We start from the raw sequence: 20469 nt of genomic DNA, 5'->3' as shown, positions 1-20469 counted from the left end.
AAGTGGTTGCAGGGAGAAAAATGTTGTCGTCGATATTGCGAGATCGGATGAAAGCGTTTTTCGATCGTCCGGCGCCGACCGTTGCGCTCGATCTGATCGGTGCCACATTTGAGATCGCCGGTGTCGGCGGCCTGATCGTCGAGACGGAGGCTTATACCGATGAAGATCCGGCGTCTCACAGCTTCAAGGGGCAAACACATCGCAACCGGGCCATGTTCGGTTCGCCCGCCAGCGTCTATGTCTATCGCTCCTATGGCATCCATTGGTGCCTGAATTTCGTCTGCCACCCCCGCAGCGCCGTCCTGATCCGTGCGCTACAGCCGCTGACGGGGTTGGACATCATGCGGGAGCGGCGCGGACTTGAGAGGCCGGCGCTGCTCTGTTCCGGCCCGGGACGCCTCTGCCAGGCGCTTGGCGTCACGGACGACTTCGACGGTCGGTCGCTGGCGGAAGACCCTTTTCATCTTGCCGTTCCGGACGAGCCCCGAGCCGTTTCCACCGGCTTGCGCATCGGTATTACCAAGGCGGCCGATATTCCCTGGCGGTTTGGTCTGAAGGACTCGCTCTTCCTCAGCAAGAAGCTGTGAACGGTTTCCGAAATGTACATGAACATTGGAAATTCCGACCAGGGCTGCACATATGATAGTCACGCACCCGACGGAGCGCGAAAATTCCGGCGCGGCTTCCGGATCATGGTCGCACGGACCCATTCGAGGACAACGCTTTGACACAGCGGGCAGGCAGCGCTGATCTCCCCTTGCACGGCGGCCGGGTGCCCCGATGGCTGGGCGACCGGATGACGCGGCTCGGCGCGCTGATCACGGAGGCGATCGTCCAGCATTACGGTCGCGACGAGTTCCTGCGCCGGATGGCGAGCCCCTTCTGGTTTCAGTCCTTCGGCGCCGTCATGGGCATGGACTGGCACTCGTCCGGCATTACCACCAGTGTGATCGGCGCCCTGAAGCGCGGTCTCGTTCCCATGTCCGGCGAGCTCGGAATCCATGTCTGTGGAGGCCGCGGGGCACAATCGCGCAAGACGCCGGACGAACTGGTCGCCATCGGCAATCGTGTCGGGATCGATGGGTTGACGCTCGCCACCACGAGCCGGCTAGTCGCCAAGGTCGATAGCGCCGCCGTGCAAGATGGTTTCGATCTCTATCTGCACGGTTTCATCGTCACCGACGACGGCAAATGGGTCGTGGTCCAGCAGGGCATGAACGACGGCCGGCGGCAAGCCCGGCGCTATCACTGGCTGTCCGAAGGGCTGACCAGTTTCGTCGATTCCCCGCATGCGGCGATCGAAGGCCGCGAACAGGGCGAGATCATCAATCTCGCCGATCGCCGGGCGAACCAGTCTCGCGAACGGCAGCTGGACCTTTTGGCGTCCTTGGGGCCGGACAGGATCGTCAAGGAGGTTTGCGCGCTCGAAAGGCAACTGGCACCGCAGGACGATCTGGCCGCCGGCACGCAGCCGATGCTGCCGCATCTCATCATGCCGGCGCGTCACGATGTCCGCCAGGAAGACGTGAACATGCGGCGCCTGCACGGCAACCTGGCAGCGGCGGCCGATCGCGGGCCCAAGGATTTCGAAGGGCTGTTGCTGACGCCAGGCGTCGGTGCGCGCACCGTCAAGGCCTTGGCCATGGTTGCCGAGGTCGTCCATGGCGCGCCCTGCCGCTTTTCCGATCCGGCGCGTTTTTCGCTGGCGCATGGTGGCAAGGATCGACACCCTTTTCCGGTACCGTTGAAAGTCTATGACGAAACCATCAATGTCATGAAATCCGCCGTGCGCAAGGGCCGGCTCGGGCGCGACGAGGAGTTGCAGGCATTGAGGCGGCTGGACGATCAGTCCCGGCAGCTGGAGCGATATGTCACGGGGCCGGACCTCAAGGAGATCGTCGCCGGGGAGTTCAGCAGGTCGGCGGAATTCGGTGGGCGCAGCGTGTTCGGTTGGGAACCGCCGCCGGGCGACGATCCAATCACCGAGCGTTCGCGCAAGGGATGAGATCGCCTGCGACGGGAAGAGCCGGCTGGTGCCTCTCCTGGAAGCTTCCGAGTACGGAAGCCCGTGCGCCGGGTCGGAGGTCTCGGGATGGCGTTGCTGATCATATTCGTGGTCATGCTGCTGCAATATCCTGCACTTGGCATGACCTGCCGACACATGTAAGACGAATATGAAATGTGTGGCAGTCCGGTCGCGGCGGGGGACGGGAGCGTGAAAAAACGACTTGTTGCCGTTGCACTGACAGCACTCACACCTGCCATCGGCATGCTCGCCTATAACGAGATTGCCGCGCGTGCCGAACGCAATGCGGAGGTGCATCGACAAGCCGCCCAAATGGCGCGCCAGGCTGCCTCGGAAATCGGCAGCGTCATCGAGGGCATCAAGGGTCTGCTGATCGCAACCGCCGCCATACCTTCCATCGCCGAACGTGATTCCGCCAGCTGCAACACGGTCCTGAAGTCGGTCGCATCGAAGCTCGCGCCGGTTCGCAATATCCTTGTGCTCGATGAAACCGGCAAGCTGATCTGTGACAGCATGGGCTGGAAGACCGGAACGAATTTCGGCGATCGCGACTATGTGCAGCGCGCCCTGAAGACGGACGAGCTTGTCGTCGGAGAATATACGATCGCGCGGGTTTCCAGCGCGCCGATCCTGCCCATGGCGCTCGCGATCAAGCAGGATTCCAGGACGGTCGGCGTTCTCGCAACCGGGGTGCGGCTGGATTGGTTGGAAGAGCGTATTCTGGAGCGTGGTCTGCCAACGGGCGGTTCGGTTACGGTCGCCGACAGAAAGGGCGTGATCCTCGCCCGCAATCCGGAGCCGCAACGGTTCGTCGGAACCACGATACCGGAGCAGTATCAGACGCTGCTTTCCGCGGAAGCCCCGGGCACGATAGAACTGATCAGCCAGGATGGCACCAAGCGGATCATGGGTTATACGCCAGTGTCGCGGAATAATCCCCTCTATGTCAGCGCGGGCCTGTCGGAGGCCGAGGCGCTCGCGCCCGTCAACCGCGCCTCTATCACGGGTCTCGTCATGATGGCGATCGGTGCCGCGCTCGCATTGTGTGCTGCTGTCTTCGTCGGCAACCGGTTCATCCTCGATCCGATCAATCATATCGTGTCGGTGCTCCAGCGTTGGCGCGAAGGAGAGACCGACAGCCGCACGAAGATGAAGGGCCATTACGGCGAGCTCGGCCAGGTCGGGGCCTCCGTCGATGGCTTGCTCGACGAACTCGAAGTCCGGCGGCTCGAGACCAGCCGCGCGGAGGAAAAACGCAAGTTGATGGCGAAGGAACTGTCGCATCGCGTCAAGAACACCATGGCCGTTGTCCAGGCCATCGCTCGCCAGACCTTCCGCAATCGCTCCGAGGAAAACGCGACCTTTGCCAGCCGCGTCAGCGCCCTGGCCGGCGCCTATGACATTCTCCTGTCCGATGACTGGAAGGCCGCCGAATTGAGGGACGTGGTCGAGCGCGCGTTGCGGCCGGTTGGTGGCGACCGGGGCAACCAGATCAGTCTGTCCGGGCCGCCCTGCCTGCTGACGCCGGAGGCGGTTACGGCGCTGTCTCTCGTGGTGCACGAATTGGCGACAAACGCACTGAAATACGGTGCGTTAAGCGAAGCCGACGGGCGGCTCGACGTCAAATGGGCGCTGAACGGCGATCGGGTGGAGTTCGACTGGAAGGAGCGGGACGGACCGGCCATTGCCACGCCGGCGAGTGAGGGTTTCGGGTCCAAGCTTATCCGAAGCGCTTTTCCGGGGCCTTTGGAGCCCCAGAGCGAGACGGACTTCGCCACCGACGGCCTCAAGTTTCGCTTGTCATTTCGCTTAGACACGGTTGCTCCGGCCAGCGCGGCATAAGTCCCGGGAAAACAGCGCTTCAAATCTCCGGGCCGCCGACCATGAGCGGAAACCAGGAATCTGTCAGCGGCTTGTGATGCGGTTGCGGCCCAAGCGGACATGGCGCTGTAGAACGCCGCGTCGGCCCGGCCGATCGGTCGGGCGGTGTTGAGGAATAGATTGCCATCGCCACGTTTCCGTGCTGGACAGACGACAGGGTGGCATCATGTCTCGGTTTCGGCCGCGATGGCCTGGCGCCGGAATGTGGCAGGACTTCGGGATGTCCATTTGCGAAAGGCCCGGTGGAAGGCGCTGGGTTCTGAAAAGCCCAGTTGCGCGGCGATCTCACCAACGCTGCGGTCGCTTCCCAAGAGCAGGTCGATCGCCAAGTCGCGGCGGATTTCTTCCTTGATCCCGGCATAGCTTTGGCCCTCGCCGTGCAGCCGGTGCCGAAGCGTCGAGGGCGACATGCGCATCTGCGCGGCAAGGTCGCCGAAGCCGGACCAGGCCGAGGGCGGTGTCTGGCGCAGGCGCTTGCGAACGCTGGCCGCAAGCCCCGCGTCATATCGGTAGCGTACCAGGATATTGGCCGGTGCGCCGCGCAGAAATTGTTTCAGTGCCTGCTCGCTGCGAGCGATCGGGAGCTTGAGCACGGTGCGGTCGAAGGCCAGCAGGCTGACGGGCTGCCCGAACTGGACGGGGGCGCCGAAGAATAGCCGGTAATCGGCACCTTGCTCGGGTTCGGCACAGCGGAAATCCACCCGACGGATCGGAATGCGGCGGCCGACCAGCCAGCAGGTAATGCCGTGCAGCAGGATCCAATATGTACGGTAGGCGAAGGCCGAGCGCGCCGTGCCCTTGTCGGTCAGAACGATCTCGGCTAGTCCGTCGCGCACCACGAGTTCGCCGCTTGGATCTTCCAGCACGACGTTGAGAAACCGCAACGCACGGCGCAGCGCCTGGTCCAGCGTCGGCGCATGCAGCACGCAATGACAAAGCAGCGTGAAGCTGCCGCGCCGCATCGCCCGCCCGCCCATGCCGAAGAACTCGTCGTCGACCGCGGCAGCCACGGCCAGCCACAGGGCGCCATAGGTTTCGGCGGAAATCGGCTTGTCGACCACTGGGGGCAGGCCCAGCGAGGTCAACAGCGGAGCGGTCGCCTTGCCCTGCCGGCGCAGGCAGTCGAGTGCTTCCTCCACGAAGGAGAGCGAGATCATCCGCCGGTCGGAATCCATCATCGGTCATGCTCCCATATGGTAAAAGTGGCAGAAAAAGGAAGGACACTTCCGTCATCGCTTGCAATACAGCGTCAGCGTAGAGTTCGGCAAGGTGGCATGGCTGAGGAGCGCGTGCCCTTGCGATGAAGCGCGGCACGGGAGGGCTGCAGGATGGATCGAAAATCGGCACCCGAACGTCATCAGGTCGGGATCGCCCTGTCATGATGATCCCAGGCAAGGTCTTCATTGTCACCGGCGGCGGTTCCGGCCTCGGCGCTGCCGTTGCCCGTTTGCTGGTCGAAACCGGCGCTCGTGTCGTTGTGGCCGATATCAACGCGGATGCTGGTAATCAGATTACAGCGGAACTCGGGGAAAGCGCTCGCTTTGTCAGCACCGATGTCACCAGCGAGGCGGACGGTTCGGCTGCGGTCAGCGCGGCGCTCGACAGCTTCGGTCATCTGCACGGTCTGGTGAACTGCGCGGGCATCGCGCCGGGCGAAAAGGTGATTGGGCGTGACGGCCCGCATCGACTGGAAAGCTTTGCCCGCGCCGTCGGCATCAATCTCGTCGGCACGTTCAACATGATCCGGCTTGCCGCAGCAGCAATCCAGAACGAGGATCCCGACAGCGGCGGCGAGCGCGGCGTCATCGTCAATACGGCGTCGGTCGCGGCCTTCGATGGCCAGATCGGCCAGGCGGCCTATGCCGCCTCCAAGGGCGGCGTCGTCGGCATGACGCTGCCGATCGCCCGGGAACTGGCGCGCTATGGCATTCGCGTCGTCTCCATCGCGCCCGGTGTCTTCCAGACTCCGATGATGGCGGGCATGCCGCAGGAGGTGCAGGATGCGCTTGGCAAGAGCGTGCCCTTTCCGCCGCGTCTCGGTCGACCCGATGAATTTGCCGCATTGGTGCGCCATATCTGTGAGAACAGCATGTTGAACGGTGAGGTCATCCGGCTGGACGGTGCGCTGCGCATGGCGCCGCGCTGAGACGGATACGGGAGGTTTTAAATGACAGTGCATGATCCCATCGTCATCGTCGGTTCGACCCGCACCGCCATGGGCGGCTTCCAGGGTGATCTGCAGGGCGCCACCGCGCCGGAACTCGGAGCCGTCGCCATCCGCGCCGCGCTGGAGCGTAGCGGTGTTGCGCCTGATCTTGTCGAGGAAGTCATCTTTGGTTGCGTTCTGCCGGCAGGGCAGGGGCAGGCACCGGCGCGGCAGGCGGCCATCGGTGCCGGGCTGCCCTTCGGCGTCGGTGCGACGACCGTCAACAAGATGTGCGGTTCGGGCATGAAGGCGACGATGCTGGCCCATGACCTCATTCTCGCCGGCAGCGCCGCGATTACCGTCGCCGGCGGCATGGAAAGCATGAGCAATGCGCCCTATTTGCTCGACCGTGCCCGCGGCGGTTACCGGCTCGGCCATGGCCGCGTCATCGATCACATGTTCCTGGACGGGCTGGAGGATGCCTATGACAAGGGGCGGCTGATGGGGACATTCGCCGAGGATTGCGCCGAGGCTTACCAGTTCACCCGTCCGGCCCAGGACGATTTTGCCGTGACCTCGCTGACCCGCGCCAAGAAGGCGATCGAGGACGGATTGTTCGATGCCGAAATCACGCCGGTGACCGTCAAGTCGGGACGAACCGAAGAGGTCGTCAGCCGCGACGAGCAGCCGGGCAAGGCAAGGCTCGAAAAAATCCCGACCCTGAAACCCGCCTTCCGCGAAAACGGCACGGTGACGGCCGCCAATGCTTCATCGATTTCGGATGGCGCTGCGGCACTCGTCCTGATGCGCCGCTCCGAGGCCGATCGTCGTGGCCTGAAGCCGCTTGCCACCATTGCCGGCCATTCCACCCACGCACAGGCACCCAGTCTGTTTGCGACGGCCCCGATCGGCGCGCTGAAAAAGCTCAGCGAACGCACGGGCTGGGACCTTATGGATGTCGATCTGTTCGAGATCAACGAGGCCTTCGCGGTCGTCGCCATGGCGGCGATGCGCGATCTCGGCCTGCCGCATGACAAGGTCAACGTGCATGGCGGCGCCTGTGCGCTCGGTCATCCCATTGGCGCTTCCGGTGCCCGTGTCATCGTTACATTGCTGGCGGCCCTCGAGCGCTATGATCTGAAGCGCGGCATGGCCTCGCTGTGCATCGGTGGTGGCGAGGCGACGGCGATCGCCGTCGAGCGGCATTAGGGAGACGCGGCCTCATGATCCTGTCCGAACAACAGATCCAGATCCGCGACATGGCCCGCGACTTCGCCCGTGAGCGTCTCATGCCCGGCGCGGCCGAACGGGACGTGTCGCATGCCTTTCCCAAGGATGAACTGAAGGAAATGGGTGAACTCGGTTTCCTCGGCATGCTGGTGCCGGAAAGTTATGGTGGCTCGGAAACTGGCACGGTCGCCTATGCCGTGGCGCTGGAGGAGATCGCCGCCGGCGATGGTCCCTGCTCGACCATCATGAGCGTCCACAGTTCGGTCGGTTGCGTCCCGATCCTGAAATTCGGCACGGAAGAGCAGAAGCAACGTTTCCTGCCGAAGCTCGCCTCCGGCGAATGGATCGGCGGTTTCGCGCTGACCGAGCCGCAGGCTGGGTCCGACGCCTCGAACCTGCGCACCCGTGCCCGCCGCGACGGCGATCACTACGTGCTCGACGGCGCCAAGCAGTTCATCACCTCCGGCAAGAACGGCAATGTGATCATCGTCTTCGCCGTCACCGATCCCGATGCCGACAAGAAGGGCATCACCGCCTTTATCGTGCCGACGGATACGCCCGGCTACGAGGTCGTCCGCGTCGAGCAGAAGCTCGGCCTGCATTCCTCCGACACCTGCCAGATCGCCTTTTCCAACATGCGCATTCCGGCGGAGCTGCGATTGGGCGCAGAGGGCGAAGGCTACCGGATCGCGCTTGCCAATCTCGAAGGCGGTCGCATCGGCATCGCCGCGCAATCGGTCGGCATGGCGCGGGCGGCTTTCGAGGCGGCGCGCGATTATGCCCGCGAGCGCATCGCCTTCGGCAAGCCGATCATCGAGCACCAGGCCGTCGCTTTCCGCTTGGCCGATATGGCAACGCAGATCACCGTGGCGCGGCAGATGGTGCTGCATGCCGCTGCGCTGAAAGAGGCGGGCGAGCCCTGCCTGACCGAGGCTTCCATGGCAAAACTGTTTGCCTCGGAAATGGCCGAAAAGGTCTGCTCGGATGCGATCCAGATCCATGGCGGCTACGGTTACATGTCGGACTATCCGGTCGAGCGTATCTACCGCGATGTCCGCATCTGCCAGATCTATGAAGGCACCAGCGACGTGCAGCGCATCGTCATTGCGCGTAGTCTATAAGAAAAATCGCCCTATTTCCGGGAGGAGACTGGAAGGCAAGGGCGAAAACGGGAGGAAGAACGAGGCATGACCGAGTTCCCGCAATTGAGCCTGCATGTACCGGAACCGGCCGTCCGGCCCGGCGGCATGCCGGATTTTTCCAACGTCAACATCGCCAAGGCCGGAGCCGTGCCGCGCCCTGAGGTCGATGCCGCACCGGAAGACATCCGCGATCTCGCCTATTCGATCATCCGTGTCCTGAACCGTGACGGCGAGGCGGTCGGCCCTTGGGCTGGGTTGCTGTCGGATGAGGAATTGCTGACGGGTCTGCGCAACATGATGAAGCTCAGGGCTTTCGATGCCCGCATGCTGATGGCGCAGCGGCAGGGCAAGACCTCGTTCTACATGCAGCATCTGGGCGAGGAAGCCGTCAGCTGCGCCTTCCGCAAGGCGTTGAAGAAGGGCGACATGAATTTCCCGACCTATCGGCAGGCCGGCCTGCTGATCGCCGACGATTACCCGATGGTCGAGATGATGAACCAGATCTTCTCGAACGAAAAAGATCCGCTGCGCGGGCGGCAGCTGCCGATCATGTATTCGTCGAAGGAGCATGGCTTCTTCACCATCTCCGGCAATCTCGCCACGCAATATGTGCAGGCCGTCGGCTGGGCGATGGCGTCCGCCATCAAGAACGACACCAGGATCGCCGCCGCCTGGATCGGCGATGGCTCGACGGCGGAGTCCGACTTTCATTCAGCGCTGGTCTTTGCCTCTACCTACAAGGCTCCGGTCATTCTCAATATCGTCAACAACCAGTGGGCAATCTCGACTTTCCAGGGCATTGCCCGTGGCGGTTCCGGTACCTTTGCAGCCCGTGGTCTCGGCTTCGGCATTCCGGCGTTGCGCGTCGATGGCAACGACTATCTCGCCGTCTACGCCGTTTCCCTCTGGGCGACCGAGCGTGCCCGGCGCAATCTCGGCCCGACCCTGATCGAATATGTCACCTACCGGGTCGGGGGGCATTCCTCGTCCGACGACCCGAGCGCTTACCGCCCGAAAACCGAGTCTGAGGCCTGGCCACTCGGCGACCCTGTCCTGCGCTTGAAGAAGCACCTGATCGTGCGCGGGGTGTGGTCTGAGGAGCGGCATGTACAGGCCGAAGCGGAGATCCTCGACGAGGTGATCCAGGCGCAGAAGCAGGCCGAGATGCACGGCACCCTGCATGCGGGCGGAAAACCCTCGGTGCGCGATATCTTCGAAGGCGTCTATGCCGAAATGCCCGCGCATATTCGCCGCCAGCGGCAGAAGGCAGGTTACTGACATGGCCAGGATGACGATGATCGAGGCCGTGCGTAGCGCCATGGACGTCTCGATGGAGCGTGACGATGATGTCGTCGTGTTCGGCGAGGATGTCGGCTATTTCGGTGGTGTCTTTCGCTGCACGCAGGGGCTCCAGGCGAAATACGGCAAGACCCGCTGCTTCGATGCGCCGATCAGCGAAAGCGGCATTGTCGGCACGGCGATCGGCATGGCCGCCTATGGCCTGAAACCCTGTGTCGAAATCCAGTTCGCCGATTATATGTACCCCGCCTATGACCAGATCACCCAGGAAGCGGCCCGCATCCGCTACCGCTCGAACGGTGATTTCACCTGCCCGATCGTGCTGCGCATGCCGACCGGCGGTGGCATCTTTGGCGGCCAGACGCACAGCCAGAGCCCGGAGGCCCTGTTCACCCATGTCTGCGGCCTGAAGGTCGTGGTGCCCTCCAATCCCTATGACGCCAAGGGCCTGCTGATCGCCTCGATCGAAGACCCCGACCCGGTGATGTTCCTTGAGCCGAAGCGCCTCTACAACGGTCCCTTCGACGGCCACCACGACAGGCCGGTGACGCCTTGGTCCAAACATGAACTGGGCGAGGTGCCGGAGGGGCATTACAGCATTCCGATCGGCAAGGCGGAAATCCGCCGTCGGGGATCCGCCGTCACCGTTGTCGCCTATGGCACGATGGTGCATGTCGCGCTGGCGGCGGCGGAGGAGATAGGCGTGGATGCCGAGGTGATCGACCTGCGCAGCCTGCTGCCGCTCGATCTCGATACGATCGTGCAATCGGTTTCGAAGACCGGTCGCTGTGTCGTCGTGCACGAGGCGACACTGACATCGGGCTATGGCGCGGAACTCACGGCGCTGGTGCAGGAACATTGCTTCTATCACCTGGAAGCACCGGTGGTTCGCGTCACCGGCTGGGACACGCCCTATCCGCATGCGCAGGAGTGGGATTATTTCCCCGGACCCGGCCGGGTTGGCCGTGCGCTTGCCGAAGTGATGGAGGCTTAATCATGGGCGAATTCACCATCAAGATGCCGGATGTCGGCGAAGGCGTCGCGGAGGCCGAGCTTGTCGAATGGCACTGCAAGGTCGGCGATCCCATCCGCGAGGACATGGTGCTTGCCGCCGTCATGACGGACAAGGCAACCGTCGAAATCCCGTCGCCGGTCAGCGGCACCGTGCTTTGGCTGGGCGCCGAGATCGGCGACACTGTCGCCGTGAAGGCGCCGTTGGTCCGGATTGAGGTTGCGGGCGAGGGCGGCGAGGCGGATGCCGTCGCCACGGCGGAAACGGTGACGGCTTCTTCCCCTTCTCCCCAGCGGGGAGAAGGTGCCCAAAGGGCGGATGAGGGGGAGTCTTCGCCCCCTCTCGGCCAGCCGTTCCCCTCATCCGGCCCGGAGCCTCTCCTCGAGCTTGCCGAGGGCGAGATCCGGGGGGGGCACCTTCCCCCCGCTGGGGAGAAGAGAGCCCGAGCTGCACCCGGCGCGCTCGACAAGCCGCTGGCATCGCCCGCCGTCCGCCTTCGGGCGCAGGATGGCGGCATCGACCTGCGGCAGGTTACGAGCACCGGCCCAGCCGGGCGCATCACCCATGACGACCTCGACCAGTTTCTGGCGCATGGCGCGCAGACGAAATCCGCGCCGGCTGGTCTTGCCAGGAAGACCGCCGTCGAGGAGATCAAGGTCACCGGCCTGCGCCGACGTATATCCGAAAGGATGGTGCTGGCGACCTCGCGCATTCCTCATATCACCTATGTCGAGGAAATCGACGTCACCGATCTGGAAGACCTGCGCGCGACGATGAATGCGAGCCGCAAGCCAGACCAGACCAAGCTGACGATCCTGCCCTTCCTGATGCGGGCCATGGTAAAGACAATCGACGAGCAGCCGGTGGTCAACGCCACCTTCGACGACGACGCCGGCATCATCAGCCGCCACGCAGCCGTTCATATCGGCATCGCCACCCAGACGCCGGCGGGTCTGACTGTGCCGGTGGTGCGTCATGCGGAAGCGCGCGGCATCTGGGATTGCGCGGCCGAGGTCGTTCGACTGGCCGAGGCCGCAAGGACCGGCTCGGCACTGCGCGAGGAACTGTCCGGTTCCACCATCACCATCACGTCGCTGGGCGCGATGGGCGGCATCGCCACGACACCGATCATCAACCACCCGGAAGTGGCGATCGTCGGCGTTAACAAGATCGTGACCCGGCCGGTCTGGGACGGCAGCCAGTTTATCCCGCGCAAGATGATGAATCTGTCTTCGAGCTTCGATCACCGGGTTGTGGACGGCTGGGATGCGGCGACTTTCATCCAGCGGATCAAGGCGCTGCTCGAAACCCCCGCGCTGATTTTCATTGAAAGCTGAGCCCATGAAAGAGATCGTCTGCAAGCTTCTCGTCATCGGCGCCGGTCCGGGCGGCTATATCTGCGCCATCCGGGCCGGCCAGCTCGGGGTCGATACGGTCATTGTCGAAGCCGTCAAGGCCGGCGGCACCTGCCTGAATATCGGCTGCATCCCTTCCAAGGCGCTGATCCACGCGGCCGAAGAGTTCGAGAAGGTCAGCCGTATGGCCGCCGCCAGAAGCCCGCTCGGCATTTCGCTTGAGGCGCCAAAACTCGATCTTGCCAAGACCATCGCCTGGAAGGACGGTATCGTTGGCCGGCTGAACAGCGGCGTGCTGGGCCTGCTGCGTAAGGCCCGGGTCAAGATCGTCCACGGTCGGGCGAAATTCCGCGACGGCAAGACCGTCGAGGTCGAGACCGAAACTGGCATGCAGGTCATCCGCGCCGAGACGGTGGTGATCGCCACCGGTTCCGAACCGGTGGAGTTGCCCTTCCTGCCGTTCGGCGGCCCGGTCATTTCCTCGACCGAAGCGCTATCCCTGAAAACCGTGCCGCAAAAGCTGGTGGTTGTCGGTGGCGGCTATATCGGGCTGGAGCTGGGAACCGCTTTCGCCAAGCTCGGCTCGACGGTGACCGTGGTCGAAGCGACACCACAAATCCTGCCGCAATACGATGCCGATCTGGTCAAGCCGGTGGCAAAGCGCCTTGCCGATCTCGGTGTCCGCGTTCTGACCGGTGCCAAGGCCAAGGGTCTCGCCGGCGATGCGCTTCTGATCGAGACGGCCGAGCGGGCGGAGGAACAGCTTCCCGCCGACAAAATCCTCGTCACCGTCGGCCGCAAGCCGCGCACGGAAGGCTGGGGGCTGGAGGAACTGGACCTCGACCGCAGCGGCAGGTTCCTGCGGATCGACGACCGCTGCCGGACATCGATGCGCGGCATCCATGCGATCGGCGATATCACCGGCGAGCCGATGCTGGCGCACCGTGCCATGGCGCAGGGCGAAATGGTCGCCGAGATCGTCGCCGGCCGGAAGCGAACCTGGGACAAGCGTTGCATCCCGGCCGTCTGCTTCACCGATCCGGAAATCGTTACCGCCGGCCTGTCGCCGGACGAGGCGCGGGCGCAAGGGTATGAGGTGCGCGTGGGACAGTTTCCGTTCAATGCCAATGGGCGCGCGATGACCATGCTGTCCGAAGACGGCTTCGTGCGGATCGTCGCGCGCGCCGACAGCAATCTCGTTCTTGGCGTGCAGGCAGTCGGTGCCGGCGTGTCCGAACTGTCCAGCGCTTTTGCTCTGGCGATCGAGATGGGCGCCCGGCTCGAGGATGTCGCAGCCACCATCCACGCCCACCCGACCCGCAGCGAAGGTTTTCAGGAAGCCGCGATGAAGGCGCTTGGCCATGCCCTCCATGTCTGATTCTATGTCTGATCCGCAACCCGCTCCCACCGCGCCGGAAACCATCGTCGAACGTCAGAGCGCGCTCGGCCGCATCCGGCTCAACAGGCCCAAGGCGCTCAACAGCCTGACCCTGGGCATGGTGCGCGATATCGAGGCGGCGCTCGACGACTTCGAACACGATCCCACCGTCGCAACTGTTCTCGTCACGGGTGAGGGCGAGCGCGGCCTCTGCGCCGGTGGCGATATCCGTGCCATCCATGATGGCGGAAAAGCCGGCTCCGACGCACCGTCGACGTTCTGGCGCGAGGAGTACGCGCTCAACGCCCGCATCGGCCGCTACCCAAAGCCCTATGTCGTCGTCATGGACGGCATCGTCATGGGCGGCGGTGTCGGCATTTCCGTCTATGGCAGCCACCGCATCGTCACCGAGCGGACCCGCTTTGCCATGCCGGAAACGGGGATCGGCTTCTTTCCCGATGTTGGCGCCTCCTGGTTCCTGACGCGCGAAGAAAACGAACTCGGCACCTATGTGGCGCTGACGGGAGAACCGCTCGGCGCCGCCGACGCCATCCTCGCGGGCTTCGCGGATATCCATGTGCCGTCGGAACACCTGCCGGCGCTCGTCGAAGCGCTCGCCGGCCTTCCGGGCAAAAATGTCGATGGCGAGGCGTGGCATGTGATCCGAAGGTTTTCGAGTGGACCTTCGGGCGGCATACTTGCGCCGAACCGGAATGCCATCGACCGCTTCTTTGGTTTCGATAAAGTCGAGGAAATTGTCGCGGCGCTGCGAGCGGATGGCGGCGCCTTCGCGGAAAAATGCCTCGCAACGCTTTCGGCAAAATCGCCGCTCAGCCTCAAGGTTACTCTGCGTTTGCTGCGGCTCGGACGGCGGGCGGGTCTTGAGGCATGCCTGGAGCGTGAATTTGCGGCGACAGCCGCAGTTCTCGCCAGCCATGATTTCTACGAGGGCGTTCGGGCGGCGGTGATCGACAAGGACCGCAATCCGCAATGGCGCCCGGCCCGGCTTGCCGATGTGACCGAAGCCGACGTCGATGCCTATTTCCAGCCCTCTGCCCATCCGCTCTTTGCGACCACGGAAGGATCAACCCCATGACATCCATCGGTTTCATCGGCCTTGGCCATATGGGCGGCCCGATGGCGGCCAATCTGGTCAAGGCAGGATATGCGGTGAAGGGGTTCGATTTGGCCCAACCCCTGCTGGATCAGGCTCGTGAAAATGGAATCATGGCCTGCTCGTCACTTGCCGAAGCGGTCGCGGCTGTGGATGTGGTGATCACCATGCTACCGGCTGGCAAGCATGTCCTTTCGGTCTGGCAGGAAATGGTTGCCATCGTGCCCTCGGGCACGCTGCTGATCGACTGTTCGACCATCGATATCGACAGCGCCCGCAAGGCGCATGAGATGGCGACCGCAAAGGGTTGCCCGTCGCTCGATGCGCCGGTCTCCGGCGGCACCGGCGGTGCTGCGGCGGGAACGCTGACCTTCATGATCGGTGGTGAAGAACGGGCCTTTACCGATGCGGCGCCGATCTTCCGGGCGATGGGCAAGAAGATCATTCACTGCGGCGGAGCGGCAGCAGGGCAGGCGGCCAAAATCTGCAACAACATGATCCTCGGCATCAGCATGATCGCCGTCGGCGAGGCTTTCGTTCTGGGCGAAAAGCTCGGGCTTTCGCATCAGGCGCTGTTCGACGTCGCCTCGGTGTCGTCGGGTCAGTGCTGGTCGCTCACCACCTATTGTCCGGTGCCGGGACCCGTCCCGACATCGCCGGCCAACAATGATTACAAGCCGGGCTTTGCCGGCGCCCTGATGTTGAAGGACCTGAAGCTTTCGCAGGAGGCGGCCGCAACGAGCGGGGCGACCACGCCGCTCGGCGCCAAGGCGGCGGAACTCTACCAGATGTTCAACGATCTCGGGCATGCCGACACGGATTTTTCCGGTATCATCCATCTCCTCAGGGAAAAATCCGCCGATCGCTGATCGTCCGTTCACTCTTCGCCAAGGACCAATTCATGGAAAAACCGATCATCGTCGAACAGCAGGACCGGGTCGTCATCGTCACGCTCAACCGGCCGGCTGCCCGCAACGCGCTGAATTCCGAGATCATGAACGCACTCGCCACCGAGCTTGCGCCGCTCGATCGCGATCCCGGCGTCGGCTGCTTCGTGCTGACGGGGTCTGAAAAGGCATTTGCAGCGGGCGCCGATATCAAGGAAATGGCCGACAAGGGATTCACCGACATGTTCGGCGAGGATTTCTTCGCGGCATGGGATAAATTCGCCGCCTTCCGCACGCCGAAAATCGCTGCGGTATCGGGCTATGCGCTGGGCGGCGGCTGCGAACTGGCAATGATGTGCGACATGATCTTCGCGTCGGAAACCGCGATGTTCGGCCAGCCGGAGATCAAGCTTGGTGTCATGCCCGGCATGGGCGGGTCGCAACGGCTGACCAAGCTGGTCGGCAAGGCTAAGGCGATGGACATGATCCTGACAGGCCGGATGATGGATGCGACGGAGGCTGAGCGCTGCGGCCTCGTCGCCCGCGTCCTGCCGGCCGCCAAGTTGATGGAGGAAACGCTGGCCGCCGCCGGGACGATCGCAGGTTATGGCAAGCTCGCGACCATGGCGGCGCGCGAGGCTGTCGATCGGGCACTGGAAAGCGGCCTGCGTGAGGGAATCCTGTTCGAGCGCCGGATTTTCCACGGCCTGTTTGCGACCGAGGACCAGAAGGAGGGCATGGCCGCTTTCGTCGAGAAGCGGGCGCCGCAATTCCGGGGTAGATAAGCGCGCCTATTTTCGCATTGCCGGCGATGAACTTTTTGACAGCTGATGAATTCCGCTTCCTCACAGGGAGAGCGGAATATCATGGAGTTTTCACAAAAAGTGGCACTGGTTACCGGCGGCGGTTCCGGCATCGGCAAGGCGTCCGCGCTGGCGCTGGCGCGAAAGGGCGCGGTCGTCGGGGTTCTCGGTCGGACGGAAGATGAACTTCGGGAGACAGCGGACGAAATCACCGCTGCCGGCGGCAAGGCGATGACGCTCGTTGCCGATATTTCGCAAGCGGACGAGATGCGCCAAGCCGTCGATCGCCTGATCGGTGCGCATGGGCGGATTGATATCGTCGTCGCCAATGCCGGCATCAATGGTGTCTGGGCGCCGATCGATGACCTGAAGCCAGCGGAATGGGATGAGACGATCGCGGTCAACCTGCGCGGCACATACCTGACGATTCACCTGACCGTGCCCCATCTCAAGGCGGCTGGTGGCGGGTCTATCGTCGTCATCTCGTCGATCAACGGGACCCGCACATTCACCACGCCGGGCGCGACCGCCTATTCGGCCACAAAGGCGGCACAGGTGGCCATGGTCCAGCAACTGGCGCTGGAGCTGGCGCGGCACCATATCCGGGTGAATGCCGTCTGCCCCGGCGAGATCGAAACCAATATCGACGCCAATACCCAATTGCGCGGCGAAGAGGAAACCGCCATTCCCGTCGAATGGCCGGCGGGGCAGGTGCCGATCTCCGATGGCAAACCGGGCAAGAGCGCCGACGTGGCCGATGTCGTGGTGTTCCTCGCCTCGGATCTTTCCCGCCATGTCACGGGAACGCCGATCTGGGTGGATGGCGGGCAGGGCCTGCTGCGCTGATGGCCCATTTGTCGACAAGGGGCGCGGCCAATGCCGCGCCCTTCGCATGATGGTCGGATGATATTTCGGTCACTCGCAGGCTGCGCCGCTTTCGACCCAGGCGGCGATCAGTTCACCGAAAACCGCCTGCGAACCGGGGACAGGTTCGCGCCCGGCACCCGGCTGCCAGCCCCAGCCGACGAGGCTGTCATGCGCCATGTGCTCGGTGATCTCGGCCAGCGTCTTGCCGCCGTTGCGCTCCGGGTCCTTGATCTGCCGACAGATTTCTCCGAGCGACTTGCCTTCCCAGGCCATTTCGATCGGCGCCAGATGCCAGGCCGGGTGGCCGGGAATGCTTTTCAGCGTTTCGGCCTGGCCGATGACCTCGACATTCTCCTGCCCATGACAGGTGTTGCAGGTCATGCCCGGCATGCCCATGCCGCCATCGCCGCGCGTCACCGGTGGCTGATGTTTGACCATGGCCATGGTCTGCAATGGTCGGTCGGTTGCAGGGTGGCAGTTGACGCAGCGTGGATGCTGGATGACCTTGCCGGCCTCTTTGAACAGCGCCAAGGAGCGCTGCTTGGCATCGGTGATGGACTGGAAGTCCGCCGCCGTTTTGAGTGGTGCGGATTTTTCGGTTTCCGTGTCCTGCGCAGCCGAGAAGGTGGCGGCAAAGAGAGAGACGGCGACACCGAGGCTGGCGACGCCGAGAGCGATCATACGGTTTTTCATGGTTCAGCCCTCACGATGTCACGACACTGACGATCGGCAGGTGCCGGACCGGACTGCCGGTCAGGCGCCGCCAGGCATTGGCGACGGCCGGCCCGACAGGCGGAACGCCGGGTTCCCCCACCCCGCTCGGCTTTTCCGTCGATGTCACGATCGCAACCTCGACTGCCGGCATCTCGTTGATGCGCAGCGAGCGATAGTCGTGGAAGTTGGACTGTATGATCTTGCCGCCCTTGCCGAGCGTCACCGCATCGAAGAGGACGGCGCCGAGGCCGTAGCCAATGCCGCCTTCCATCTGTGCCTTGATGACGTTCGGATTGACCGCGACGCCACAATCCACCGCGCACCAGACCTTGTGCACGCGCGGTGCTCCGTCGTCACCAAGCGACAGTTCGACGATCTGCGCGACATAGGTGCCGAAGCTCTTGACGACCGCGACACCGCGCGACCGCCCATCGGGAACCTTCGAGCCCCAATCGGCGATTTCAGCCACCTTTTTCAAGGTACCGGTATGCCGGGGCTCGTTGGTCAGCAGCGCGAGGCGGCCCTCGACCGGATCCTTGCTGACTTTCTGCAGGAGTTCATCCACGAAGGTCTCGACGGCAAAGCCCGTATGCGTATGCCCGACCGATCGCCACCAGAGCGGCGGAATGGCCAGTTTGGTATTGTGCGCGGTAACGCGTAGGTTGGGGATGGTGTAGGGCAGGTTCGACGCGCCCTCGACGGAGGTCTCGTCCAGATCGGCCTTGCCCATGATCGACTGGCCGACGATGACTTGTTCCCAGGCTGTGATCTTGCCGTCCGCGTCGATCGCGCCGCGCATCTTGTGGGCATACATCGGCCGGTAGAAGCCGCCGCGAATGTCGTCCTCGCGGGTCCACATATGCTTGAGTGGGCGGCTGCCGTCCGTCGCCGCAAACACATCGGCTGCTTCCTTCATGTAGGGCGAGCCGAACTGCGCTTTGCGGCCGAAACTGCCGCCGGTGAGCTGCGTATTGACCCGGACCTTCGTCGGATCGAGCCCGATAGCCTTGGCAGCCGTCATCTGGTCCATGGCCGGGAATTGCGCGCCGTTGTAGACATCGAGCGATCCGTCCTCGGCCTTGATGAAGACCGCGTCTAGCGGCTCCATCGGGGCATGGGCGAGGAACGGGAAGACGAGTTCCGCCTCCAGCGTCTGCAAGCCTTCCTGCTGGAAGGCATTGTCGGTGTCCCCATTGTTGGTCGCCTCCAGGCCCTTTTCGGAAAACTGCTTGGCGTAATCCGCCGCCAGTTCCTCGCTCGATCTTGTCTCGGCGTTGGACAGATCCCACTCGACCTTCAGGTTGGCGCGACCGCGCAAGGCCGCGAAGGTGTTGTCGGCATAGACAGCGACGCCCTGCGGCACCTGCTTGACGTCGACCACGCCCATGACCTTGCGCGCCTCGGTGTCATCGAAGGATTTGACCGTAGCGCCGAAATGATCGGGATGGGCGACGACGGCGACCAGCATGTTGTCAGTGACGATGTCGAGTGTGTAGATCGCCGTGCCATTGGTCTTGCCGACGGTATCGAGCTTCGGCAGTTCCTGGCCGATCAGCACGAATGTCGACGGGTCCTTGAGCAACGGATTTTCCGGCGGGGTCTGGGCCGCGGCCTTGACGGTCAGGGCGCCGAAGCCGCTCTCCTTGCCGGAACCGGCATGCTTGACGCGGCCTTTCTCGACGGTGATCTCGCCGGCCGGCACATCCCATTCCTCGGCGGCGGCCGCCACCAGCATGGCGCGCGCCGTCGCACCCGCCTTGCGCAATTGCTCGTAGGAATTGGCGATCGATGTGGAGCCGCCGGTCCCCTGCAGGCCAAAGGCAAGATTGGCATAGACCTTGTCGTCGGCCGGGGAATGGACCGCACGCATCTGCGACCAGTCAGCGTCGAGTTCCTCGGCGACGAGCGTCGCCAGTCCCGTAAACGGGCCCTGACCCATCTCGATATGCTTGGAGAGCACGGTGACGGTGTCGTCGGTGCCGATCTTGACGAAGGTGTTGAGTGCCGTCAGCGCATCTTCGCCGCCGGCCTTGATGCCGCTCGGAGCGGCGAACGCGGCCATGTTGCGCGGGACGAGTGCCAGGCCGATCACGAGACCGCTGCCGGTAAGGAAGGCGCGGCGGGTGGTAGACATCTGTTGCAGTGTCATGGCTCAACCCTCCATCGCATCGGCGGCATTGTGGATCGCCTGCCGGATTCGATGATAGGTCGCGCATCGACAGAGGTTTCCGGTCATGGCACCATCGATATCCGCATCGTTCGGCTTCGGCGTGACCTGCAGGAGCGCAACGGCGGACATGATCTGCCCGGATTGACAGTAGCCGCATTGCGGAACGTCGATCGCGACCCAGGCCGCCTGCACCGCCTTTGCTTCCGGCCCGTCAATCCCTTCGATGGTAATGACTTCGGAACCGTCGACCGTCGAGATCGGCGTGATGCAGGAGCGGCGCGTCATGCCGTCCAGATGGACGGTGCAGGCGCCACACTGGGCAACGCCGCAGCCGTATTTGGTTCCGGTGAGTTTCTCGAAATCGCGGATCACCCAGAGCAGCGGCGTATCCGGATCGCCATCAAAAGTGCGTTCTTTTCCATTCAATGTGAAAGTAACCACGGTG

18 protein-coding genes are annotated in these 20469 nt (G+C 63.6%); 14 read left to right on the top strand and 4 right to left on the bottom strand.

The window, feature by feature from the left end:
• Positions 1–47: 47 nt before the first annotated feature.
• The 3 genes from ACST81_RS20700 to ACST81_RS20690 all read left to right on the top strand — a co-directional run bounded on the left by ACST81_RS20700 (position 48) and on the right by ACST81_RS20690 (position 3868).
• On the top strand, positions 48–587 hold the full coding sequence (locus tag ACST81_RS20700) for a DNA-3-methyladenine glycosylase (protein WP_438750258.1): 540 nt from the start codon (positions 48–50) through the stop codon (positions 585–587).
• Positions 588–724: 137 nt separating this feature from the next.
• A complete protein-coding gene (locus ACST81_RS20695) occupies positions 725–2005 on the top strand; it encodes a DUF763 domain-containing protein (RefSeq protein ID WP_438750257.1) in 1281 nt (426 codons plus the stop codon).
• 210 nt (positions 2006–2215) lie between these two features.
• Positions 2216–3868 carry a sensor histidine kinase gene (locus ACST81_RS20690; RefSeq protein WP_438750255.1) on the top strand — a complete coding sequence of 551 codons (1653 nt, stop codon included), beginning with the start codon at positions 2216–2218 and terminating at the stop codon, positions 3866–3868.
• Between the two features lie 203 nt (positions 3869–4071).
• Here ACST81_RS20690 and ACST81_RS20685 read toward each other — a convergent pair whose 3' ends face one another.
• Positions 4072–5085: an AraC family transcriptional regulator gene (locus ACST81_RS20685; RefSeq protein WP_438750253.1), complete on the bottom strand. Its 1014-nt coding sequence runs from the start codon at positions 5083–5085 to the stop codon at positions 4072–4074.
• Between the two features lie 200 nt (positions 5086–5285).
• Here ACST81_RS20685 and ACST81_RS20680 point away from each other — a divergent pair, with 200 nt between their 5' ends.
• The 11 genes from ACST81_RS20680 to ACST81_RS20630 all read left to right on the top strand — a co-directional run bounded on the left by ACST81_RS20680 (position 5286) and on the right by ACST81_RS20630 (position 17119).
• Positions 5286–6053 (top strand): 3-hydroxyacyl-CoA dehydrogenase, encoded by a 768-nt coding sequence (locus ACST81_RS20680; RefSeq protein WP_438750252.1) that lies wholly within the window; start codon positions 5286–5288, stop codon positions 6051–6053.
• A 21-nt stretch (positions 6054–6074) separates the two neighbouring features.
• The gene (locus tag ACST81_RS20675) at positions 6075–7262 is read left to right on the top strand and encodes an acetyl-CoA C-acyltransferase (RefSeq protein WP_438750251.1); all 1188 of its coding nucleotides are present in this window, start codon (positions 6075–6077) and stop codon (positions 7260–7262) included.
• Positions 7263–7276: 14 nt separating this feature from the next.
• On the top strand, positions 7277–8404 hold the full coding sequence (locus ACST81_RS20670) for an acyl-CoA dehydrogenase family protein (RefSeq protein ID WP_438750250.1): 1128 nt from the start codon (positions 7277–7279) through the stop codon (positions 8402–8404).
• Positions 8405–8470: 66 nt separating this feature from the next.
• On the top strand, positions 8471–9703 hold the full coding sequence (locus tag ACST81_RS20665) for a 3-methyl-2-oxobutanoate dehydrogenase (2-methylpropanoyl-transferring) subunit alpha (protein ID WP_438750249.1): 1233 nt from the start codon (positions 8471–8473) through the stop codon (positions 9701–9703).
• Between the two features lies 1 nt (position 9704).
• Positions 9705–10718, top strand: coding sequence for an alpha-ketoacid dehydrogenase subunit beta (locus tag ACST81_RS20660; RefSeq protein WP_438750248.1), 1014 nt, complete (start codon positions 9705–9707; stop codon positions 10716–10718).
• A gap of 2 nt (positions 10719–10720) precedes the next feature.
• The gene (locus ACST81_RS20655) at positions 10721–12073 is read left to right on the top strand and encodes a dihydrolipoamide acetyltransferase family protein (protein WP_438750247.1); all 1353 of its coding nucleotides are present in this window, start codon (positions 10721–10723) and stop codon (positions 12071–12073) included.
• A 4-nt stretch (positions 12074–12077) separates the two neighbouring features.
• Positions 12078–13469 (top strand): dihydrolipoyl dehydrogenase, encoded by a 1392-nt coding sequence (lpdA, locus tag ACST81_RS20650; protein ID WP_438750245.1) that lies wholly within the window; start codon positions 12078–12080, stop codon positions 13467–13469.
• Positions 13462–14565, top strand: a complete 1104-nt coding sequence (locus ACST81_RS20645) for an enoyl-CoA hydratase/isomerase family protein (protein ID WP_438750244.1) — start codon at positions 13462–13464, stop codon at positions 14563–14565. The genes lpdA and ACST81_RS20645 overlap by 8 nt, the downstream gene beginning before the upstream one ends.
• Positions 14562–15452, top strand: coding sequence for a 3-hydroxyisobutyrate dehydrogenase (mmsB, locus tag ACST81_RS20640; RefSeq protein WP_438750243.1), 891 nt, complete (start codon positions 14562–14564; stop codon positions 15450–15452). The genes ACST81_RS20645 and mmsB overlap by 4 nt, the downstream gene beginning before the upstream one ends.
• A 32-nt stretch (positions 15453–15484) precedes the next feature.
• Positions 15485–16255: an enoyl-CoA hydratase gene (locus ACST81_RS20635; RefSeq protein WP_438750242.1), complete on the top strand. Its 771-nt coding sequence runs from the start codon at positions 15485–15487 to the stop codon at positions 16253–16255.
• Positions 16256–16336: 81 nt separating this feature from the next.
• Entirely contained in the window at positions 16337–17119 is a 783-nt protein-coding gene (locus tag ACST81_RS20630) for an SDR family oxidoreductase (RefSeq protein WP_438750240.1), read from the top strand.
• A gap of 69 nt (positions 17120–17188) precedes the next feature.
• On the opposite strand, the gene ACST81_RS20625 is transcribed toward ACST81_RS20630, so the two are convergent.
• The 3 genes from ACST81_RS20625 to ACST81_RS20615 are packed head-to-tail and all read right to left on the bottom strand — an operon-like array spanning position 17189 to position 20465.
• The gene (locus ACST81_RS20625; RefSeq protein WP_438750239.1) at positions 17189–17833 is read right to left on the bottom strand and encodes an Isoquinoline 1-oxidoreductase subunit; all 645 of its coding nucleotides are present in this window, start codon (positions 17831–17833) and stop codon (positions 17189–17191) included.
• 10 nt (positions 17834–17843) lie between these two features.
• The gene (locus ACST81_RS20620; protein ID WP_438750237.1) at positions 17844–20003 is read right to left on the bottom strand and encodes a molybdopterin cofactor-binding domain-containing protein; all 2160 of its coding nucleotides are present in this window, start codon (positions 20001–20003) and stop codon (positions 17844–17846) included.
• Between the two features lie 3 nt (positions 20004–20006).
• A complete protein-coding gene (locus ACST81_RS20615; RefSeq protein ID WP_438750236.1) occupies positions 20007–20465 on the bottom strand; it encodes a (2Fe-2S)-binding protein in 459 nt (152 codons plus the stop codon).
• Between the last annotated feature and the right edge of the window lie 4 nt (positions 20466–20469).

This window comes from Pararhizobium sp. O133, from assembly GCF_051669845.1.
Classification (GTDB): domain Bacteria; phylum Pseudomonadota; class Alphaproteobacteria; order Rhizobiales; family Rhizobiaceae; genus Pararhizobium.
Note: the sequence above shows the minus strand (reverse complement) of the source record. Positions and strands in the feature narration are given on the sequence as shown.

Bases quoted from the DNA above. Each gene is read 5' to 3' on its own strand.
- ACST81_RS20700 (WP_438750258.1), top strand. From the start codon at position 48: ATGAAAGCGTTTTTCGATCGTCCGGCGCCGACCGTTGCGCTCGATCTG.
- ACST81_RS20685 (WP_438750253.1), bottom strand. From the start codon at position 5,085: ATGATGGATTCCGACCGGCGGATGATCTCGCTCTCCTTCGTGGAGGAA.
- ACST81_RS20680 (WP_438750252.1), top strand. From the start codon at position 5,286: ATGATGATCCCAGGCAAGGTCTTCATTGTCACCGGCGGCGGTTCCGGC.
- ACST81_RS20675 (WP_438750251.1), top strand. From the start codon at position 6,075: ATGACAGTGCATGATCCCATCGTCATCGTCGGTTCGACCCGCACCGCC.
- ACST81_RS20670 (WP_438750250.1), top strand. From the start codon at position 7,277: ATGATCCTGTCCGAACAACAGATCCAGATCCGCGACATGGCCCGCGAC.
- ACST81_RS20665 (WP_438750249.1), top strand. From the start codon at position 8,471: ATGACCGAGTTCCCGCAATTGAGCCTGCATGTACCGGAACCGGCCGTC.
- ACST81_RS20660 (WP_438750248.1), top strand. From the start codon at position 9,705: ATGGCCAGGATGACGATGATCGAGGCCGTGCGTAGCGCCATGGACGTC.
- ACST81_RS20655 (WP_438750247.1), top strand. From the start codon at position 10,721: ATGGGCGAATTCACCATCAAGATGCCGGATGTCGGCGAAGGCGTCGCG.
- lpdA (WP_438750245.1), top strand. From the start codon at position 12,078: ATGAAAGAGATCGTCTGCAAGCTTCTCGTCATCGGCGCCGGTCCGGGC.
- ACST81_RS20645 (WP_438750244.1), top strand. From the start codon at position 13,462: ATGTCTGATTCTATGTCTGATCCGCAACCCGCTCCCACCGCGCCGGAA.
- mmsB (WP_438750243.1), top strand. From the start codon at position 14,562: ATGACATCCATCGGTTTCATCGGCCTTGGCCATATGGGCGGCCCGATG.
- ACST81_RS20635 (WP_438750242.1), top strand. From the start codon at position 15,485: ATGGAAAAACCGATCATCGTCGAACAGCAGGACCGGGTCGTCATCGTC.
- ACST81_RS20630 (WP_438750240.1), top strand. From the start codon at position 16,337: ATGGAGTTTTCACAAAAAGTGGCACTGGTTACCGGCGGCGGTTCCGGC.
- ACST81_RS20625 (WP_438750239.1), bottom strand. From the start codon at position 17,833: ATGAAAAACCGTATGATCGCTCTCGGCGTCGCCAGCCTCGGTGTCGCC.
- ACST81_RS20620 (WP_438750237.1), bottom strand. From the start codon at position 20,003: ATGACACTGCAACAGATGTCTACCACCCGCCGCGCCTTCCTTACCGGC.